Source organism: Paenibacillus sp. GL_099_B, from assembly GCF_057835695.1.
In genome coordinates, this window is record NZ_CM174430.1 from 4,218,370 (window position 1) to 4,238,498 (window position 20,129).

The 20,129-nt window shown below is 44.7% G+C and carries 16 protein-coding genes; 4 read left to right on the forward strand and 12 right to left on the reverse strand.

What is annotated here, in order from left to right:
* Positions 1–59: 59 nt before the first annotated feature.
* Positions 60–923: an AraC family transcriptional regulator gene (locus AC3ITG_RS19050; RefSeq protein WP_413372064.1), complete on the forward strand. Its 864-nt coding sequence runs from the start codon at positions 60–62 to the stop codon at positions 921–923.
* 93 nt (positions 924–1,016) lie between these two features.
* Here AC3ITG_RS19050 and AC3ITG_RS19055 read toward each other — a convergent pair whose 3' ends face one another.
* Positions 1,017–1,919 carry a cation diffusion facilitator family transporter gene (locus AC3ITG_RS19055; protein ID WP_413372066.1) on the reverse strand — a complete coding sequence of 301 codons (903 nt, stop codon included), beginning with the start codon at positions 1,917–1,919 and terminating at the stop codon, positions 1,017–1,019.
* 315 nt (positions 1,920–2,234) lie between these two features.
* Here AC3ITG_RS19055 and AC3ITG_RS19060 point away from each other — a divergent pair, with 315 nt between their 5' ends.
* Together AC3ITG_RS19060 and AC3ITG_RS19065 are read left to right on the forward strand one after the other, a co-directional pair.
* The gene (locus AC3ITG_RS19060) at positions 2,235–2,774 is read left to right on the forward strand and encodes a GNAT family N-acetyltransferase (protein ID WP_489251035.1); all 540 of its coding nucleotides are present in this window, start codon (positions 2,235–2,237) and stop codon (positions 2,772–2,774) included.
* A 22-nt stretch (positions 2,775–2,796) separates the two neighbouring features.
* Positions 2,797–3,615 (forward strand): MerR family transcriptional regulator, encoded by an 819-nt coding sequence (locus tag AC3ITG_RS19065; protein ID WP_489251036.1) that lies wholly within the window; start codon positions 2,797–2,799, stop codon positions 3,613–3,615.
* A gap of 143 nt (positions 3,616–3,758) precedes the next feature.
* Here the strand turns inward: AC3ITG_RS19065 and AC3ITG_RS19070 are convergent, their stop codons facing one another.
* From AC3ITG_RS19070 to AC3ITG_RS19100, 7 genes are all read right to left on the reverse strand, one after another.
* A complete protein-coding gene (locus tag AC3ITG_RS19070) occupies positions 3,759–4,631 on the reverse strand; it encodes a YitT family protein (protein WP_024634073.1) in 873 nt (290 codons plus the stop codon).
* A gap of 111 nt (positions 4,632–4,742) precedes the next feature.
* The gene (locus AC3ITG_RS19075; protein WP_489251037.1) at positions 4,743–5,870 is read right to left on the reverse strand and encodes a Ger(x)C family spore germination protein; all 1,128 of its coding nucleotides are present in this window, start codon (positions 5,868–5,870) and stop codon (positions 4,743–4,745) included.
* A complete protein-coding gene (locus tag AC3ITG_RS19080; RefSeq protein ID WP_489251038.1) occupies positions 5,867–6,961 on the reverse strand; it encodes a GerAB/ArcD/ProY family transporter in 1,095 nt (364 codons plus the stop codon). The genes AC3ITG_RS19075 and AC3ITG_RS19080 overlap by 4 nt, the downstream gene beginning before the upstream one ends.
* 3 nt (positions 6,962–6,964) lie before the next feature.
* A complete protein-coding gene (locus AC3ITG_RS19085) occupies positions 6,965–8,440 on the reverse strand; it encodes a spore germination protein (RefSeq protein WP_413379711.1) in 1,476 nt (491 codons plus the stop codon).
* 325 nt (positions 8,441–8,765) lie between these two features.
* Positions 8,766–9,893 carry a carboxynorspermidine decarboxylase gene (nspC, locus tag AC3ITG_RS19090; protein WP_489251039.1) on the reverse strand — a complete coding sequence of 376 codons (1,128 nt, stop codon included), beginning with the start codon at positions 9,891–9,893 and terminating at the stop codon, positions 8,766–8,768.
* Between the two features lies 1 nt (position 9,894).
* Positions 9,895–11,133 carry a saccharopine dehydrogenase family protein gene (locus AC3ITG_RS19095; RefSeq protein ID WP_489251040.1) on the reverse strand — a complete coding sequence of 413 codons (1,239 nt, stop codon included), beginning with the start codon at positions 11,131–11,133 and terminating at the stop codon, positions 9,895–9,897.
* A 680-nt stretch (positions 11,134–11,813) separates the two neighbouring features.
* Positions 11,814–12,935: an NADH-dependent flavin oxidoreductase gene (locus AC3ITG_RS19100; RefSeq protein ID WP_489251041.1), complete on the reverse strand. Its 1,122-nt coding sequence runs from the start codon at positions 12,933–12,935 to the stop codon at positions 11,814–11,816.
* Positions 12,936–13,144: 209 nt separating this feature from the next.
* Between AC3ITG_RS19100 and AC3ITG_RS19105 the strand changes: the two genes are divergently transcribed.
* A complete protein-coding gene (locus AC3ITG_RS19105) occupies positions 13,145–13,648 on the forward strand; it encodes a MerR family transcriptional regulator (protein WP_489251042.1) in 504 nt (167 codons plus the stop codon).
* A 148-nt stretch (positions 13,649–13,796) separates the two neighbouring features.
* Here AC3ITG_RS19105 and cydC read toward each other — a convergent pair whose 3' ends face one another.
* From cydC to AC3ITG_RS19125, 4 genes are all read right to left on the reverse strand, one after another.
* Positions 13,797–15,530: a thiol reductant ABC exporter subunit CydC gene (cydC, locus tag AC3ITG_RS19110; protein ID WP_489251043.1), complete on the reverse strand. Its 1,734-nt coding sequence runs from the start codon at positions 15,528–15,530 to the stop codon at positions 13,797–13,799.
* Positions 15,527–17,365: a thiol reductant ABC exporter subunit CydD gene (cydD, locus tag AC3ITG_RS19115; protein ID WP_489251044.1), complete on the reverse strand. Its 1,839-nt coding sequence runs from the start codon at positions 17,363–17,365 to the stop codon at positions 15,527–15,529. The genes cydC and cydD overlap by 4 nt, the downstream gene beginning before the upstream one ends.
* Positions 17,366–17,429: 64 nt before the next feature.
* On the reverse strand, positions 17,430–18,443 hold the full coding sequence (locus AC3ITG_RS19120; protein ID WP_489251045.1) for a cytochrome d ubiquinol oxidase subunit II: 1,014 nt from the start codon (positions 18,441–18,443) through the stop codon (positions 17,430–17,432).
* Complete coding sequence (locus AC3ITG_RS19125; RefSeq protein WP_489251046.1) at positions 18,440–19,804, reverse strand: cytochrome ubiquinol oxidase subunit I; 1,365 nt, start codon at positions 19,802–19,804, stop codon at positions 18,440–18,442. Before AC3ITG_RS19125 ends, AC3ITG_RS19120 begins: the two co-directional genes overlap by 4 nt.
* Between the last annotated feature and the right edge of the window lie 325 nt (positions 19,805–20,129).

Below are 20,129 nucleotides of genomic sequence, written 5' to 3' on the forward strand. Positions count from 1 at the left end.
TCATCCAAAACATTATGTATATTGTCATTTCACCACAGAATCTTGAAGGGAAGACATTAATGAATACACGCCATGAGCCCGACCGACTGCATGAAGATCAAGATTGCATTATTATTTATGTAGGGAAGTTGGCAGACAATCCACATTGGAGTTTTCCGACCCACAAGCATGACGATTTGCATGAGATTATTTACGTTAATGAGGGTCAGGGTTCGTTCACGATTGATGGGACAAAGCACTCAGCTCAAACGGGAGATCTTCTTATTTATAACAAAGGAACACTTCACGAGGAAAAATCGGACCCCGAGTTCCCTTTATCCACCTTTTATTGCGGCTTTCGTTTCAAAGAGGGTACCCGTGCCAACAATGATTGGGTTGTTCCTCCCGGTAGCGAGCCAGTCGTTCGTGCCAATCGTTATTCGGAAGAGATCCGTTCGTTAATGCAGACCATGTTCAATGAATTTTCAATCCGGGAAGAAGGATACAACTCTATTTCCCATCATCTACTGAATGCCGTTCTGCTGATTATCGATCGCATGTCTCACCATCAGCGCACAGCAAATGAGATCGTTCGGAGTAATACCCTCGCTGAAAGCATCAAAGACTATTTGGATACGAACTATCGTCAAAATATTAAGCTGAAGGACTTGGCGGACCAATTCCATATCGACTTCTACTACTTGATCCATATGTATAAAAATTGCTACGGTACCTCCCCCTATCATTACCTCATTCAGCGAAGAATGGGAGAAGCGACCCGATTGTTGGTTTCGACCAAGAAAAAAGTATGGGAAATCTCCAAGTTGGTTGGGTACGAGAACCCAAACTACTTTACGATTCTATTTACCAAAACAGTCGGTGAATCTCCGAGAAGTTTCCGCAAAAGAAATCAGAAGGACATGTTCGGTGACCCTTCCAACTAAAAAACAGGTAGCCCTCCGGCTACCTGTTTTGTCATACGTCAATAAGAGTATGTCCTTTTTTACTGGCAAGTCCTTATATTTGCCACTCATGTTTTATAATTGAAGTGCTTCATTAGGGGCTTCATCCGAGTCTGGTTCAACATGGACATGAACAGTGTATACCTCATGTTCCTTTAACAATTCGTCTTCTACATTTGTTGAAATATCATGAGCTTTCTGAAGATCCAAATCCGATCGTACAAGAATTACCACATCGACAACGGCATTATTACCGTAATTCCGGGCTCTTAAATCTTTAACCGCCTCTACGCCATCTACGTTGGCAATTGTACTCCTGTACTCCTTGATTAGCTCTTCGTCAAATCCATCTGTAAGATGGTGTGTTGCTTCACGAAAAATGTCCCAAGCGGTTTTACATATTAGAAAGCCCACCGCTACAGCTGTTAATGGGTCGAGCCATGGTAGGCCGAATTGGGAACCAATAATCCCTATAACTGTCCCTATACTAACCCAAGCATCAGAGATATTGTCTTTTGCAGCTGCCATAACTGCCTGGCTCTTGATCTTCAAAGCAAGTCTTTTGTTATATCGGTAAACCAGATACATCACAGCGGCACAGAAAATGCCTGTCCATGCTGCGATGATGTCCGGAGATTCGCTTTTCCCCTGGAATACGGATGTAATCGCTCCGTAAAGCACTTGTAGCCCAACTACCATCATTATGAAAGACGCAACCAGTGAGGCAACGGTCTCTGCTTTCCAATGTCCGTATGTATGATCTTTATCAGCAGGTCGTTGAGCAAGTCTCAGACCGATAAGAACCGTGATCGAAGCTATAATATCGGTAGCATTGTTTAACCCGTCGGCTTTCAAAGCTTCGGAGTTAGACATATAACCGATAATCATTTTGATTGCAGTCAAACAAATATAAGCAATAATACTGATGATTGCTCCCTTTTCACCCAATTTTAAGTTGTCGTACTTTATTTGCTCCACTAACGTAATCCCCCTGATTCCACCTGTTTTCTAGCACTTGTACGATGGTATCATCACGATGTTGTGTGGGTCTAGAGAAACGTTTTGAACCAAGTAAAACAATGTCTGCACAACGAAAGAGTTTGACCTCGGCCAAAAAAAGTTGCGATAAGTAAACTTTTAGATATTGTGAATCGCCCCCTTTATCCACTCACAATGCTCCTCTCCACTTCGGTCTGCCCCACCTTTTCCGCCATATTGCTTGACTCTGGTATCGTACCAGGGTTTATCGTGATGTATAACAAATATGGCTTTACGAATCAGGAGTGGATGAAGATGATGTTGCAAAAACAGTTTGACCAAGTGTTTGAAATCATGAGGCAGTCGTTTCCCGAAGCTGAATATCGGGAATATTCAGAACAGAAGAAGCTGCTGTCCCATTCATGCTATCGCCTTCTTACAGAGGAGAATGAGCAGAATGAATTGATTGGCTTTCTCGCAGGCTGGGAGTTCGAGTCGTTCAGATATGTTGAGCATTTGGCTGTTTCCCCGAACATTCGTGGAGGCGGCATAGGCAAGCGGTTAATGGAGCGTTTCATGAAGCAGTCCACCAAGCCGGTTATATTGGAAGTTGAATTACCAGAAGATGAGCTGAAGCGGAGAAGGATCGGATTTTATGAGCGCCTGGGATTCTGCCTGGGGGACCATTCTTATGTTCAGCCGCCCCTTCGTGCTGTAAGGCAGCAAACCTTATCTTTACAGATCATGAGTTATCCGGAAAAGTTGACCCCGACACAATTTGAAATGGTGAGAAAATTGCTGTATAAGGAAGTGTATGGCGCGACTTCAGCATACGCGCACGCATATAATAGCTAAGTGCAAATGAGGAAGAAAACCAATGAAAAATGATTATAAAATCAATGAAATCTCGAAGCTTTACGGAATAGGTGTTGATGCACTGCGTTATTACGAAAAATTAGGGTTGCTGGAGCCCCGGCGAGACGGAAACGGGTATCGTCTGTATAGCCTCCAGGATATGTATAAGCTGAATATCATCCGGGACCTGCGCCAGTTGGATTTTACCATGCAACAGATCAAAGCTTATTTGGATCAGCAAAGTGTCGAAAATACGCTTGAATTGTTATTGACTGAACAGGAACTAATTAAGGAACAAATTGCAAAGCTCGAAATTACGCAGCGTATTATTCAGGGCAGAATCAAGGTATTGACTGACGCAAGTAAAATTCAGACTGGGGTTTTCTCCATCAAAACATATCCTGACCGGCTGTGTCTGCAGCTCAATACACGCATAACTAGGGATGAGGAGATGGATTATGCCATTAAGAAGCTGCACCAAAAGCATAAAAGTCACATTCCGGACTTCGGTAACCAATTGTATGGTGCATCTGTGTCGCTAGAGGAATTAAAACATGGCGTGAGAGATGTTTTTAACTCTGTCTTCTTTATCTTTAATCCTGGCGATGCCGAGAGGATCGATTATGATTACAGCCTGCCAGCTGGTGATTATCTGTCGCTCTTTTATCGGGGTAACTACCGTCAAAGTCATGAAAAAATGCTTGAGGTCGTTGCTTATGCGAGTGAAAAAGGGGTCCGTGTAATGGGTGATCCTTTTGAAATTTATGAAATTGATAATCGTGATACAATCATTACCGAGCAATTTCTGACCGAAATACAGTTGCGGATTTGCAAAGAATGATAAACTCCTAAAGGTAGAAGTTATTGGATACGACTTGATACCATAACTTCTACCCTTAACATACAAAAAGCCGCTATATTAGCGACTTTTTGTATGTTAAATCCTTTTCTCCCCGACAGTAAAACTCCTGCTCACTGTAGTAATTAGTGAATATCTTTCTTTTTGAAATTGCCGCCCTTAACTTCGGCTACATCGTAAACTACAATAAAAGCATTGGGATCAATTTCGTGAATGATATCCTTGATTTTGCTTTCTTCCATACGGTTGATTACGCAGGTAATCTCTTTGAATTGTTCATTGGAATAACCACCGTAAGCATCGGTATAGGTTGCTCCACGACCTAACCGGTCACGAATGGTTTCGACCATGATCTCAGGTTGATTGGTGATAATTTTAAAGGTTTTGGAGCCGCTCAAACCTTCTTCAACGATATGTATCACTTTGGAAGCGATGTAATAAGCAAGTGCAGATAGGATCGCCCCTTGAAGACCAAATACAGTGGATACGACAATAAAGACAAACATGTTCAAGAATAAGATTAGATCACTGGTTCCAAAAGGTAATTTTCGTGAAAGCAGGACAGCCAACATATCAATTCCATCCAATGCCCCACCATTACGCAGCGCCAAACCCATACCAAAACCGATGATAATCCCGCCCACAACGGTAATTAACAATGTATCCCCTTGAATAATTGTTGGCACATGGTGCATAAGGCTTGTACCGACAGCTAGCGAGGCAATACCGATAATGGAGTAAATAGCAAAGCTTTTACCTATTTGTTTGTAGCCTAACCATACAAATGGAATGTTGATGATACCAATCAGCATCCCTAACGGTAAACCAAACAGTTGTGAGCCAACGATACTAAGACCTGTCACACCACCGTCTGAGACATTGTTTGGAATTAATATGGCTTCCAGACCATATGAGGTGATAAAAGCCCCGATCATAATCAATAATACTTTGGAGATGATTTTCAGTTTGTTAGATTTTTGCACGTTCCTTTGATTCATTCCTTTTCCCCCTTGGACAATTAACCGATAAAAAATAGTCTATAATAAATATCACTATTTTGGCAAATTAATAATCTTTATTAGCAAGACTGCTTCTGTTGATTGTATCAATTACTCCACAGCTCCAGTGGCGCCGATTCGAAGATCAACTTCTACATCAAAATGGGCTTGGGATAGTTCTTCCCCCCAGTTTGCCTGTGCTTCCTTGTATAAGGGGTAGTGATATGCCCTGGCATAAAACCCAAACCCGAAAGGATCGATATCATAGTCCTGGCACTTTTTGATGAGCGCCTCAATGCTTTTTTTCATTTCCTTACTCAATTTATTTTCCATTTCCTCGGAATTTCCCAAAAGTTCAAACTCAAGAAATTTTTCAGTTATACTGACGATCGACTTCACTTTAATTTTGTATTGAAATCTGCCATTTTCATGAAAGGATTTAGTTTTTACGGAAATGTCACCTAAAGAAAAACTCACTTTGTCGATGTTAAATGGCAATGATTGTTGTAGATCATCAACCTGAAAAGTGAGACTGACCCCTGGCTCAGCTTCATTTTTCAAAATGTGAAGAAGTGTCGTTTCCTGATAGCTCAGAGAAGTTCTGTATTGCCCTTTTTGAGATAAAAGAGTCGTCCCTTTTAGCATGATCTTGTTATTTTCGATCTTGATTTCCGAGATGGATGGCGTCATCGCTCGGTCATACAATTGTCTATGTAGCTCCTGCGCGGTTGTTTTTACAGTAGATGAACTTCTACTGCCTGAATCGACAATCGCTTTTACAAATAAAGGTAACGGCGGTTGATCTTTTGGTTGAAACTGAAAAATATCCGCAATAGAACCATCAAAAGCAACGATGCGATCGGTAATCGTATTGCGAGGATCGCGGAACGTGACATCAAGCACTTTAAACCAATCCTTATATTGAAGCAATTGTTTTCCTACAATAATGACTTGAAAATTACGTCCCGCAAGCGAACCCGGAAATTGGGCATCCTGCTGATTCCTCGACTGTCTTAAACCTTCTGCTATTCCTCCCCCCTCGCGGCTTTTCTTTTGAATGTCTTTACTGAATACAGGTGCAGATATATAATAATGGAGCTTTTTATCTATGACATCCAAACCAAGAGCCAAAGGAACCGTTGCATCTTCTAAATTGGTTTTGTCATTGGCGCAACCTGCGAGCGCTGCCAATAAAATGCAGGACACACTCGAGATAATGAATTTCCCACCCCATCTCATGTGCGTAGCCCCCCTCCCATCTTTTTGCGGATCGCTACATACAGAAGAACGCCCGCAGGCAGAGCAAACTCCATCATAAATCCAATGTAATTGAGTGCGTAGTTTATTTGGGCAGATTCGATAAAGCTAGGACGATAGAGGAAAAAGCTAATTTCAATGACAATACACCACACTGCAAGGTGGTATCTTTCCTGACCTTTTCCTACCAGCGACGCTGAGCACCTCGATACAAGATACATGGAGGGAATCCATATGCATGAGAACACAAACAGATAAAATGCAATGAATAGCACTTCCACCCGCTCAATAAACTGGAATTCAATGGACTTCATAATGCTAATCACCGGGTCGTTATACTCCCCGATCTCATCAGGGCTAAAATACACGTAACAAATCAGGGTGATTCCCAAGTAAACCATGCAAGTGAGCGTGTTTGATATCACCATGGCAGGCAATGCCTTTTCTTTGTTAACTAGATGGGGATAGAGAAACAAAACTAAACCGATGCCGAGCATTGGATAGATCATAAATTTTATGGATGAAAGAACTGGAAACCATCCCTCTTTAAAGATGGGCAGTAAATAGAGCCAATGGGCATGACTCAACGTAGATACATAAATGAACGGAATCCATATGGAGAGCATCGTGACAATTTCACTGTACCGCCCAATCGCCTGAAAGCCATGCTGCGCAATCTGAAACGTGGGGATGAGCAGCAGCAGGACTAGAATATAGATATATGTGCTTGGCAATAACCATAATTTAATGACAAGTGAGGCAATCATATAACCGTCATATGCCAGAAGCAAATAATAGGCCAAAAATATAAAAGCAGCCACTTTTGCTGCCCACACGCCGATATAACGCTGAATCAATTCGAGTATTGAGCTGTTGGGATTATATTTCATTACCTTGACGATCGGTACGGAGGCCAACGTCGCCAGTCCCCAGCCCAAGATAATCACCAGCCAACCATCCGTCCCCGCATGCCTTGCGAGCTCTCTTGGAAGAGACAAAAAAGCAACGCTGATTTGGAAAGTAGAAATAATAAGAATGAATTGAAGCATAGTTACCGGACGAAAAATCTTCATGTGCTAGTTTTTCTCCTTCCATCCTCTGCTTTTCCCCTGGCGTCTTGACTGACGTGATTGCGTGCTTACGGGACGGTTGTTCATCATCCACAACGGTACCCTTAATAAGGTATCCTTCCAATCCGCGGCCCTAAATGGAGCTATAGGTGTGCTATAGGAGGTATTGAGGGAGTTTAATGTTATTAATCGGCCGACGATGGTCATCATGCCCACGACCAGTCCGATGAACCCAAACCAGGTAGCGAGTACCATCATCATGAACCGCATGATGCGTACAGCTGCCATCATGTCTTGATTGGGAATAATAAAAGATGAGATAGCTGTAAAAGCAACGACGATAACCATTACATTGCTGATCAGCCCAGCCTGAACAATCGCCTGCCCAATGACAATACCTCCGACAATCCCTACGGTCTGCCCTACCGGAGCTGGAAGCCGAACCCCCGCTTCCCTTAGCATCTCAAGCGTGATTTCCATAATGATTGCCTCAACGAATGGGGGGAATGGAACTTGCCCCCTTGATTCACCAAGCGTTAATAACAGCTTCATCGGTATAATCTCAAAATGAAATGAAATGACTGATATAAAAAATCCAGGCAAAAAAATCGCGATGAAAAAGGCAAAGATACGTAAAATTCTAAGAAATGACGAAATGGACCATCTGGAACTGTAATCATCAACCGTCTGAAAAAAGGACATGAAGGTAACAGGTGCTACCAACACACTGGGCGAACCGTCGACCACAACGACACATCGGCCTTGCAGTATTTGAGAAGCGGCCGTATCCGGCCTCTCTGTCGTAATGATTTGGGGTAGCAAGGCAAGCGGTTGGTCTTCAATAAATTCAGCTAATTCCCCAGTGTTAATAATGGCATCCACATCTATGGATTGAATCCGTTCTTCGAGTACTTTAATCATCTCCGGTTTCGCCACATCTTCCAAATAAAGCAAGGATACTTCCGTTTGGCCTCGCTTCCCAACGATATACCGCTTGAGCTTTAACTCTTTGTCCGCGATATAACGGCGGATCATGGCTATATTTTGAGAACCGGTTTCAATAAATCCTTGATGGGCCCCTTTCAGTGATGGCTCCTGCTGAGGATCCTCAATCGCTCGCTGCGGAAAACCTTTTGTATCTAGTGCATAGGCAACACTTCTTCCTTCGATAAACAGCACGCTATAGCCGAGGATAATGGAAAGTTTGAGATCATCCCACTTGGAATACGGCTTCATATATCCAACCGTTGTTATGAAGTCTCCGGAGGGGTTTCCGGTTTCGAGCTGAAGCGGAGCAAGAACATCATGATTAAGCGACGTTTTGTCTGTCAATTCTTCCATATAGATGATGGTAGCTTGTTCTCCGGTTTGTTTTATGCATAGCTTTCGAATGATCAGATCGGGAGTATCCGTAAAGATTTCTTCAATTCTACGGATGGATTCGTCCAAACTTTTGGTGATGCTTTCTTCTTTCCTGTTCATGGCAGATTGTTCATCCACTACCCTAGCCTCCCTTCTTCCAGCAACTTTTCCTTATTATGATGATTATTGGAGACGATATGCATTCCACTGAAATCTACATCAAAGTTAGTCCACAAAACCTATTTTATGTAAAGAAAAATGTAACAGTTGTCCCTTTCAGTCAGGAAAAATATACATCAAGTCAAATATAAAAAAGACGCTCCTAGTACCAAATTGGATTGGTACAGGAAGCGTCTTATATTCGATCATTTCCTAACAGAAACGGATTTATTATAAAATAGACCACTCTGTCTGAAAACGAAGTATAAAGTAAGAAATGATTAAGTTAAGCCAATCTCATTTTGAAGTCCTGATAGCCGAACTCGCGAACCACTTCGCAATCGCCATCTTTTCTTTTCACTGCAATGGCTGGCAGCGGCATGCCGTTAAATGTATTGGTTTTGACCATGGAATAGATCGCCATGTCCTCAAATACCAATCTGTCATCCGTTTTAAGCGGTTGGTCAAACGAATAATCGCCGATCACATCACCCGACAGGCAAGTTTGTCCACCCAAACGATACAGGTGAGGTTTTTCTCCCGCTTCTCCCGAACCGATAAGCGGTGGGCGATACGGCATTTCCAGCACGTCCGGCATGTGGCATGTAGCCGAGGTATCCAGAATGGCAATGTCCATACCGTTCTTGTGGAAATCGAGTACAGAAGTCACCAGGAAGCCCGCGTTCAGCGCAACCGCTTCGCCCGGCTCCAGATATACTTCCAGGCCATATTTCTCCTGCATGCGTTTGATGCAAGCTTCCAGTCTTGGAATGTCGTAATCCTCGCGTGTAATGTGGTGTCCACCGCCGAAGTTGATCCATTCCATTTGTGGCAGCCATTGGCCAAACTTCTCTTCTACCGCATTCAGCGTCGTCTCCAGATCGTCTGAATTTTGCTGGCACAAGGTATGAAAATGCAGTCCGGAGACTCCTTCCAAGAGCTCCGCACGGAAATCCTCTTGTTTGGCACCAAAACGGGAACCAGGAGCACATGGATCGTAAATCTCATGACCCTCCTGAGTCGAGCATTCAGGGTTAATACGCAGGCCCACTTTGCGGCCAGCCTGAAGCGCTTTGCCCTTGAATTTCTCCAGTTGGGAGAATGAATTGAAGATAATATGATCGGAAATCGAAAGGATTTCATCAATCTCATCTTCGCGATAGGCCGGGGCAAAGACATGGTTCTCTTTGCCCATCTCCTCATGACCGAGGCGGGCTTCATACAGCCCGCTTGCCGTCGCACCGCTCAGATATTCTCCAATGAGCGGATACATCGTGGTCATAGAAAATGCTTTCTGAGCCAGCACGATTTTGGCTCCTGTACGTTGCATGACACCGTTCAGGATTTTGAGATTTCTTTCGATAAGTCCTTCGTCAACAACAAAACATGGTGTCGGTAATTGCTCAAACCGCATCTTAACGAACAAGCTCCGATTCTTTGACTTCTTCTGGCAGTTCGTCAACGAGTACTGGATTGAAATCTTCAACCCACGGGAGACCCCATTTGTTCAACTCTTCCATGAATGGATCTGGGTTGAACTCTTCAACGTTGTATACGCCTGGTTTGTTCCATTTACCAGTCATCACCATTGCTGCACCAATCATGGCTGGAACGCCTGTTGTGTAAGAGATGGCTTGGGAACCCACTTCTTTGTAGCATTCTTGGTGATCGCAAATGTTATAAACGTAGTACGTTTTGTCTTTGCCGTCTTTTTTACCTTTGAAAATGCAGCCGATGTTCGTTTTGCCCACAGTACGTGGTCCAAGGGACGCCGGATCTGGCAGTACCGCCTTCAGGAATTGCAGCGGAATGATTTGTTTTCCTTCGTATTCAATAGGTTCGATCGAAGTCATGCCCACATTTTCAAGTGCTTTCAAGTGCGTAAGGTAGCTTTGACCAAATGTCATGAAGAAACGGATGCGTTTCAGACCAGGCATGTTTTTAGCCAGGGACTCCAGCTCCTCATGATAAAGCAGGTACATGTCTTTCTCGCCAACTTCTTTGAAGTCATAGACACGTTTGATTTCCATTGGTTTCGTTTCGATCCATTTGCCTTTTTCCCAATATCTTCCGTTAGCCGAAACTTCGCGGATGTTGATTTCAGGGTTGAAGTTGGTTGCGAACGGATAGCCGTGATCCCCACCGTTGCAGTCCAGAATGTCAATATATTCAATCTCGTCAAAGTAATGTTTCAGGGCATAAGCAGAGAATACACCAGTAACACCTGGGTCAAATCCACTGCCAAGCAGAGCTGTAATTCCCGCTTTTTCAAAACGCTCTTTGTAATCCCATTGCCATTTGTATTCGAATTTTGCCGTATCTTCCGGCTCATAGTTGGCTGTATCCATGTAATTAGTTTTAGTTGCAAGGCAAGCATCCATGATTGTCAGGTCTTGGTAAGGCAATGCCAGGTTCATGACAAGATCCGGTTTAACTTCGTTGATGAGGGCGATCAGTTCGTCAACGTTGTCGGCATCCACTTGGGCTGTCGTAATTTTTGTTTTGCCGCCGTCCAGCTTGGCTTTAAGATCGTCACATTTAGATTTCGTACGACTTGCGATGCAGATTTCCTCGAATACTTCGCTGTTTTGAACGCATTTATGAACTGCTACTGAAGCTACGCCGCCGGCGCCGATGATTAGTGCTTTTCCCATTTTCCATTCTCCTAACCCAATATGAATTTTTTTAAATTAACTTCATTATTTTTCTCATTTTTCAACTTTTCGCCCGTTTTGAACCAACAAAAAAAGCAAGGTGAAAAATGCCCCAAACGCGCATCATCACACTTGCTTGTCGATATACATCATTAAAAAGACGCAAAGTTCCCATAACTAAAAAAGTTCAAAAGAACTCCTCTAGCGGAAAGCTTCTTCATGTATATCAATATCAGATCAGAGTCTATATAGCAAATAATTCGCCTTTACCACTCTTATTGACCGTTTCACAAGTTGATGTGCAGATGCACTGGTTGTAAAGTAACCAACTTATAAAATTTGAGCTTTTAACTCAATCAATAAGGCAACATAAGTTGCCAATCGGCGTTTGACCCGGCTGTCCGTATGGCCTTAACTTCCTTAAGAGAAGTGGTCAAAAATTATCTGCTGGAAAGGCCTGATTTAAGTTGATATATCTGCTTTCCAAAATCACAGGTCTTACAATATCAGATACATTGAAAAAAATCAAGCAATCACTAAAAAATAATTATTTCATCATATTGGAACACACATTTCGCTCATAAACATACTTGATTATTGTGGCGAATCTTTCGCCTCAGAATACCATGTTGAAACGCCTAAATCTAAAGGTTTCATAGTCCAAATCGTTCATTACAAATTTAATTTTTGATCGGAAACCATCCTGGAGTACTGATTATTTTTTTCCACAAATGATCAGAAATCCCTAATTGGCCCTGATCATTTAAAGTTATCTCCGTACGAATTTCACTTTCCCTGCCTTGTGCTATTTTTCTAACCCAATTCGGATCGATAATGAGTTCTCGGCCAAGTGCTATAAATGGGGCACCAGATTGTAACGCTCTAAGGGCCTCGTCCGGTGTTTTGATTCCACCTACACCGATCACAGGCACTCTTTGGCCCACGAGCTCATAAATGATTTCCATTCTGGAGCGATTGTCCTCTACTCCCCGTCTGGGCTTTGACCAAAAGTCCATTAAAGAAACATGCAAATAATCCAAATTTTTATTGGCGAGTGCATCCACCAATTTTAGTGTATCGTCCATCGTAATACCAGGTGTCATTTCTTCTTCTGGTGAACAGCGATATCCGACAAGAAACGGCCGTTTGGCGTGTTGATTCACCACTTTTTTTACTTCATCTACAATAGCGATCGGAAACGCCATTCGTTTGTCCACACTTCCTCCCCAACGATCATCACGTCGGTTCGTGTATGGTGAAAAAAATTGTTGAATAAGAAATCGATTGGCCCCGTGAATCTCTACCCCGTCATAACCAGCCTCGATTGCTCTGCGTGTGCTAGCCCCAAACGCATGAATCATCTCTAAAATCTCCTGCTCCTCAAGTGCTCTGGGCATCACACTCAACCCTTCTTTAGCAACGGCGCTCGCACTTACGATCTCACCATTCGCGACCACTTCAGGCAGACTTTCACGCCCCCCATGAAAGATTTGCAGAATAGCTTTTGCTCCGCCCTTCTTAATTGCTGTTGCCAGGCGTCGTAGGCTTGGGATCATCTCATCACGATCTGCCGCCAGTTCCCCACCAAATACCGTGCCATTAGGTGCGACTAATGTACTCCCGGTGACAGCCATGCCAACACCATTCGAACGACTTTCGTAATACGCGAGCATCGCCTCAGACAGCGTACCGTCTTGCTGAGAGTAAGAAATCGTCATTGGTGCAAGAACGACACGGTTCTTTACTTCGACTCCATTCTTGAAAAGAAACGACTCCATTATCGGTTGATATTTTGAGTTCATAGTTCCACTCCTTAGTTAGTTTTATAATTTCACATTCGTTCGTGTTTGCTGCTGTCTCCTCCTTCCCTTGTAGGACATATGTTATTTGTTGAAGTCAGCTCAAAGTCAAGACATGAATTCAAATGTCGTTTTACTAAGGTTAAAGACTTGACTTGGAGCCGACTCCAAGATGTACAATACCCCCAAGTCTCAATTTCCGGAGGTGCGGAATGATAACCGAGCAAACGTTCACGATAAAACAAACCGCGGAGCTAACTGGATTTTCCGAGGACACGATTCGTTATTACGAAAAGATTCAATTGCTTCGTCAGGCGGACAGGAAGGACAATGGGCATCGCGTCTACCACCAGCAGGACATCCATACGATCAAATTGATAGGCTGCCTTAAAAAAACGGGTATTTCTCTGGAGGCCATGAAGCCATTCTTGAAGCTCTCCACTAATGCTGACCCCAAAGAATACGATGAGTTGGTCGAGGAATTAAGGAGCCAAAGGAATAATATTCTCGGGCAAATCTCATCCCTTCAGCAAATCGTTGATTTTATTGATATCAAGTTGGAGGAAGGTAGGCCACAGCCAGACTGCTCCGATCAAAGTTTAGACAACGTTCTAGAAGAACGCGACGAGAAAACGAACATACAACCCATTTCCGTTGCAGAGATGAATTATTTCTCTGGAACGGAAATGGGTAAGATCCCAAGTTTAATTAGATAAAAAAACGCATCTAAAATGCGAATTAAAGGATAATATGTACTGAAATTCTTGCACTAACCACAACAAACAGAGCTCAGAATTAATGAGCTCTGTTTGTTGTTTGAATATTTTTGTCTCCGAATGAGCAATTCACGTATATCTTATCCTCTTACTCTCCAACTTCTCCGATCATTTGCCGCTCGATCTTCTTCATCTCATAAAAATAACCTTTTTGCTCCATTAACTCCGTATAGGAGCCTGCTTCCACTACCCTTCCCTGTTCCATCACCACAATGCGATCCATCTCTTCCAGGCCAGTAAGCCGATGACAGATCAGTAGAAGCGTATTCTCGGCTGCTTGTGCATAGAGATGTTTCATCACACGTTCTTCAGTAACGTAATCCAGTGAGGAAGTAGGTTCGTCGAGAAGCCATAACCGTCCCTTGCGAAGCATGGCCCGTGCCAGAGCCAGCCTCTGCTTCTCGCCGTCCGACAGGTTTTCCCCTTTTTCATATACTACATCGGTCAAAGATATATTCGGCAGCTGTACTTTTGCCAGCACATTCAATAGTTGATCGTCCGAATGTTCTTCATCATTCAACAAAAGGTTATCCCGGATCGTTCCCCGGAAGAAATGACTTTGCTGCAGGACAACATTGGCCGTTTGCCAAATGCTCGCCTCATCCAGTTCCTTCACCGAAATGTCATTTAGTCGAATCTCCCCAGTCGTAGGTGTTCGCAGTTTAAGCAGCAGTTCAATAATTGTTGATTTTCCTGATCCGCTCGGTCCGACAATCGCCGTTTTGGAGCGGGGTAAAATATGCAGCGAAATGTCCTTTAACGCCGGTCTCCACTCCCCTTCATATTGAAACGTAACATTGGAGAGATCAAGCGAAACAGCCTGATTGCCAGATAACGCGCCTTTGGGCTGCGTAGACACAGACTGCCTATCGGAGGTCTGTATGGAATCCGTCAGTCGCTTGGCTGCGTGTTCGCTATCCTGCTTATACAAGGGTAATGTCGCCATTGCCGCAGCTTCTTCGAATACGGTTAGTGAGGCCATGACCAGCATAGCAAGAAACACGCCAGCAAGCGCTCCATCGATAATTAGATAAGCACCAAGTGTCAGCACGCCCCATGAAATAAGGAACGTAACCAAAGCATGCATGGATTGCCCGCGCAGTAAATGTCCGGCAGCCCGTTTCTGCTGGGTCGTCAACGCAGCAGAAGCCAGCTGCAGCTGCTGCTCCCGCTGATCCAGTTGCCCGTACACTTTCAAATCCCGGAATCCATACAATACTTCGGTAACTTCCGTGGAAAGCAGCGCCCGTTGCTCGCGAACGTGTCCATGTATTTTCCGCTGCCCAAGCAAAACCAGTCCGGGTACAACCAACGCCGTTATGAGCATACCTAATACAAACAGCCCCGCAATCCAGAATGAAAAAGCAGAAGTAAACAACACTGTCGCCAAAAAGACCATAACAACAATGATCGGTGGGTAAGCGACGCGCAAAAAATAATGTTGCAGGCTCTCCACGTCCCCAACAATGCGGGCTAGCAGGTCTCCACTTCGCTTTTTGTTCAATATTCCCGGCGTCAAAGGAATGAGTCGTGCAAAAAAGGATGTACGCAAACGGCTAAGCATGGAAAACGTCGCCCGGTGGGAATACAAGCGCTCTCCGTATCGGCTCGCCGCCCGAAGCAGTCCAAGCAGCTTGACCAGCGAGGTGAGTACAATTAAGGTGTACAGCGGGGGCGCAAAGACCGTTTGCGAAATCAGATAGCCGCTCGCCGAGAAGAGGGCCACTCCAGCTATCCCGGCAATAAACCCACCTAGAATGGAAAGGATGATATCCTTGCGCTCCTGAATCATGGCTTTGGACAAAATCGCTAGCTCATTCATGCCAAGCCCCCCTTTCGTTGAACATCAATCATCTCGGCATACTGGGGTAGGCGCGCCATAAGCTCTTCATGGCGTCCCGTATCCACTAACACACCTTGGTCCATAAACAATATGCGGTCGGCATGTTGAATGGTATATAATCGGTGAGCCACTGTAATCATCGTCGCGGTATCTGCCAATGTGGCAATGGAATGTTGCAGTATCTGCTCCGTGTGCAAATCCAGTCCCACCGTAGGTTCATCAAATAATATGATGGAAGGCCGCTTCAAAAAAGCGCGTGCCAAGGCAAGTCGTTGCTTTTCCCCACCAGACAGCCCCCGTCCTCCTTCGCCAACCAAGGTATCGAAGCCATGCTCCAATTGGGCAGCAACTTCGGCAAGCCCGGCATCCTCTGCCGCCTGCTCAATTTCAGTCCTGGACACGTTCCGACCCGCACCAATCGCAATGTTCTCAGCAAGTGTACCTGCAAAAATATACGGATGCTGTGTAATGTAGCTAACCTGTTCGAACCATGAAGCCTCATCATATTTGGATAGCGGTTGTCCATTTACCATAACTTCTCCTGATGCTGGCTTCAGCAAACCCGCAATGAGATGGAGCAACGTCGTTTTCCCTGAGCCACTTTTGCCGACAATGGCAATATGTTCTCCCGGATCAAGCTGGACCCGGCCAGTCTCAAGTTCGAATGATTCAGGCGCGTATCGAAATCGGAGATGGTTTAATATCATGGATGGCGGCATGGAACTGTCATTGGAACGGTCCATTTGCAATGTCCCTATCCTGTTCTCCCTTTCCATCCGATCCATGTTATCGACCTCGTCAATCCCATCGGATGTACCTAATCCTTCTTTTCCATCTACCGACGTGCTCCCACCAGCCGTTTCCTCAAGCATCTGCTCTACCTTACGAACCGCTCCCATACTTGTTCTTCCGCTGTGAAAAGCCGTTCCCGTATTTTTCAACAGACTGTAAAACTCGGGAACGAGCAGCAGCACGAGAAACGCGGTGTGGAACGACATCGATTTGAATACAAGCAGCTGGATTGCAAGTTCAAGAGCGACGATACCGATGCTAAGCATTACAATCGATTCCAGCATGAACGTATTGGTAAACGCAATCCGCAAAATGCCCATCGTGGCATCGCGGTAACCCAGGCTGGTGCGTTCAATCTCCTGCTGCTGACGGTGAGCCCGTCCAAATATTTTCAACGAAACCAGCCCTTGAAGAGAGTCCAGGAACGTACCGGAAAACTCGGCCAGCTGCGCATATTTCTCCTCTGATTTGTTCTTCGTCTTCAGTCCCACCAAAATCATGAACAAGGGGATAAACGGGGCCGTAAACAGCATAATGAAGCCTGAATTGGCATGCTGCATAAACGTTACCACCAAAATCAGAATCGGAATGATGGCAGCCTCCATCATACGCGGCATATACAGACTGAAATAACTGTCAGCCTCATCCACAGCATCCAGAGCAACACTGACCTTACCGCCTGTTTGTCCACGAAGGGTTGATGGCATCGACGCATGGGTCAAATGTTGCAGCACGGCTGCCCGCATATTCGTCTTCGCACTGGAAGCCATATGCAAACCAACTTTTCCGTTCCCATAAGACAACCCTGTACGTACGACCATGACAGCCAGGAGTATCCCCAGCAGCATGACGACCGACGAAAGGGAAGCCTTCTCCACGAAAATGCGTTGCACAGCTTCAGCAAGCAACGCAGCCTGACTTACAATCGCTGCACCCAGCGCAAGTGAAATGACTGCAAGGAGCACAAGACGTTTTCGCTGGCCAGACATTTGTTGAGAGATCAGGCTTGTTTTTTTCTTCATGTAAGCTCTCCTCCTTTCTATGAACCTGTGAGATTACTCCCTTACATCGCATAATGAATTCAATTTATTTTTTTCCTTTTACATAATCCGCATCAAACAGAAACAGTTTGAAAACCAGAATCAAGGAAGGAATCAACATACACATGCCACCGATAAACACAACAACCAGTGCGAAGCCCATCGCTGGTGAGGTTACACTGTTTTGAATTGTAATGAACGGATCAAGGATATAAGGATATTGACCAATTCCGTAAGCGAAAAAGGCACAGAAAAATTGCAGCATGATACATATAAACGCTAATCCGTAGCGGCGTCCGTTATAGATCAGCCACATCGCAATCATGAAGAATGCAACGGAAAGTGCAAGCAGCCACCATAAATCCATCATATTTTGAAAATGTCGCTCATTGTGCTGTCCCAAATAAATAAATGCAGTCAGTGCGATGATAATCGTCGGTGTGCTCCAGAACAGGACATAGGTCCGTACTAGCTTCAATGCAGAGTGATCCTCTGCCCGCGATGCATAAAAGGCTAGAAATGAGCTGCTAATGAACAATACGGACACAATCGCCAGTCCAACAATGCTCCATGATAACGGATTGGTAAACAGCGTCCAGTAATCCAGCGAAACCGTCGAACCCTGCTTCACGATAAAGCCACCTTCAGACAGGGTTAACGCCACTGATAGCGAAGCGGGAATAAGCAACCCCGAAGCTCCATATAGAAACAGATACACGATGTTATTTTTGGAACCATAGTTCTCAAAGGCATAAAACGACCCACGAATGGCGAGCAAAATGACGGCAATACTCCCTGGTACGAGCAGTGCTGATCCGTAATAATACGCCGTATCCGGAAAGAATCCAACGATGCCAATATAGAAAAAGACAAAAAATACATTCGTAATCTCCCATACCGGTGATAAATAACGGGAGATCAGACGATTAATCAGGTGATCCTGTTTCGTCAAGCGTGCATAAAAAGCAAAGAAACCCGCCCCGAAATCAATGGAGGCAACAATTAAATAGCCATACAAGAACAGCCAGAGTACCGAAATGCCAATCAGTTCGTAACTCATGCACGCTCACCCTTTTCTGTAGACTGATTGTGCTTCTCTTTCATCCATTTCTCCATCTCGACTTCTGCCGGATTATTGTTGAACAAACGTCTTAAGACAAGAACACACATAACTCCCAGAACGATGTAGAGAAGCAGGAAGAAGAAAAAGATCATTCTTATGTTGGGTGATGAAGTGGCTGCTTCCTCCACACGCATATATCCTCGGATAATCCACGGCTGTCGTCCCAGTTCAGCATAGAACCAGCCCAGCTCAACTCCGAGAAAAGCCATCGGTGCGCCTAGCGCTATGATCCCAAGCAGCCACTTGTTCAGCTCATTGCGTTTTTTCCAGAACACAAACAGGAAATACAGGACTGAGATAACCAGCAGTGTAAATCCAATTCCGGCCATTAAATCAAACAGGTAGTGAACGAGCAGCGGCGGCCATTCGTCCTTCGGAAACTCCTCCAGTCCGGTTACCTCTGCATTAAAGTCACTAAAGGCCAGGAAGCTGAGCAGTTTCGGCAGGTGAAGGGCACCTATAATTTCATGCTCTGCATTCAGCCATCCCAATAAAATCAAATCTGCGCCGCTCTCCGTCTCAAAATGCCATTCTGCTGCTGCAAGTTTCTCCGGCTGATGCTCGGCCAAAAACTTGGCGGACACATCTCCCGCTAACGTGTTCAGTAAGCCGAACAGCAGAACCACCGCCATCATGAGGTTCAAGGCTTTTTTGTGGTATGCAGATGCCCCTTTTCTCAGCAGTGCAAAGGCTGCAATTCCGGCTAACAGGGCAGCTCCTGTCAAATAGGCCGAGCTTAATACATGAAACACCTTGGAGAACGTCGCCGTATTCAGCATCGCCTGCACCGGGTCAACCGCTGTGAATTGGCCTGCTTCCATGACAAAGCCTCCAGGCTGGTTCATGAAGCCGTTCACCGTCGTAATAAACACAGCCGACATGCCTGCTCCCGTGACGATTGGAATCGTCAGCAGCCAGTGAATGTACGGATTTTTGAATCGACCCCACGTATACAAATAAATGCCCAGGAAGATCGCTTCAAAAAAGAACGCAAACACTTCCATGAATAACGGAAGTGCGATGACATTGCCTGCCAGTTTCATAAAATTCGGCCATACCAGGGCCAGTTGAAGTGAAATCGCTGTACCGGTCACCACACCAACCGCCACAGAAATGACAAAACCTCTTGACCACCTCTTCGCCATCAGTGTGTAATGGGGGTCCTTCTTGCGAATCCCCATGAATTCTGCAATTGCGATCATTAGAGGTATACCTACGCCAAGTGTCGCAAAAATAGCGTGGAAGCCCAGCGTCATACCTGTCACCAGCTTGCTCCACATCACCGTATCGATTGCCATTCTTTACTGCCTCCTTTCAAACTCTGTTCGATTTTCGTAATGTTTGAATCTTTAAATTATTAGGTCAGTCAGCCCTTGGACTGCGTTCTTTATCAGGTTGATAGGAGCCCCACGAGACTGGTTCAGAGTTTATCTACAAACCGTTCCTCCATCGTTGTATGTACAAAGAGAATTTTTTCACAAAGTAAGAGACGAAGGAGCTTTACCACACCATCATTGTGTATTGCTACACATAGTCACTGGGCTGAGCATGGGTTGGCGAGCTATGTTTTACCTGATACTGAAGGGCCAAAGTACTTAACAGGACCTAATAGTTAAAATTATT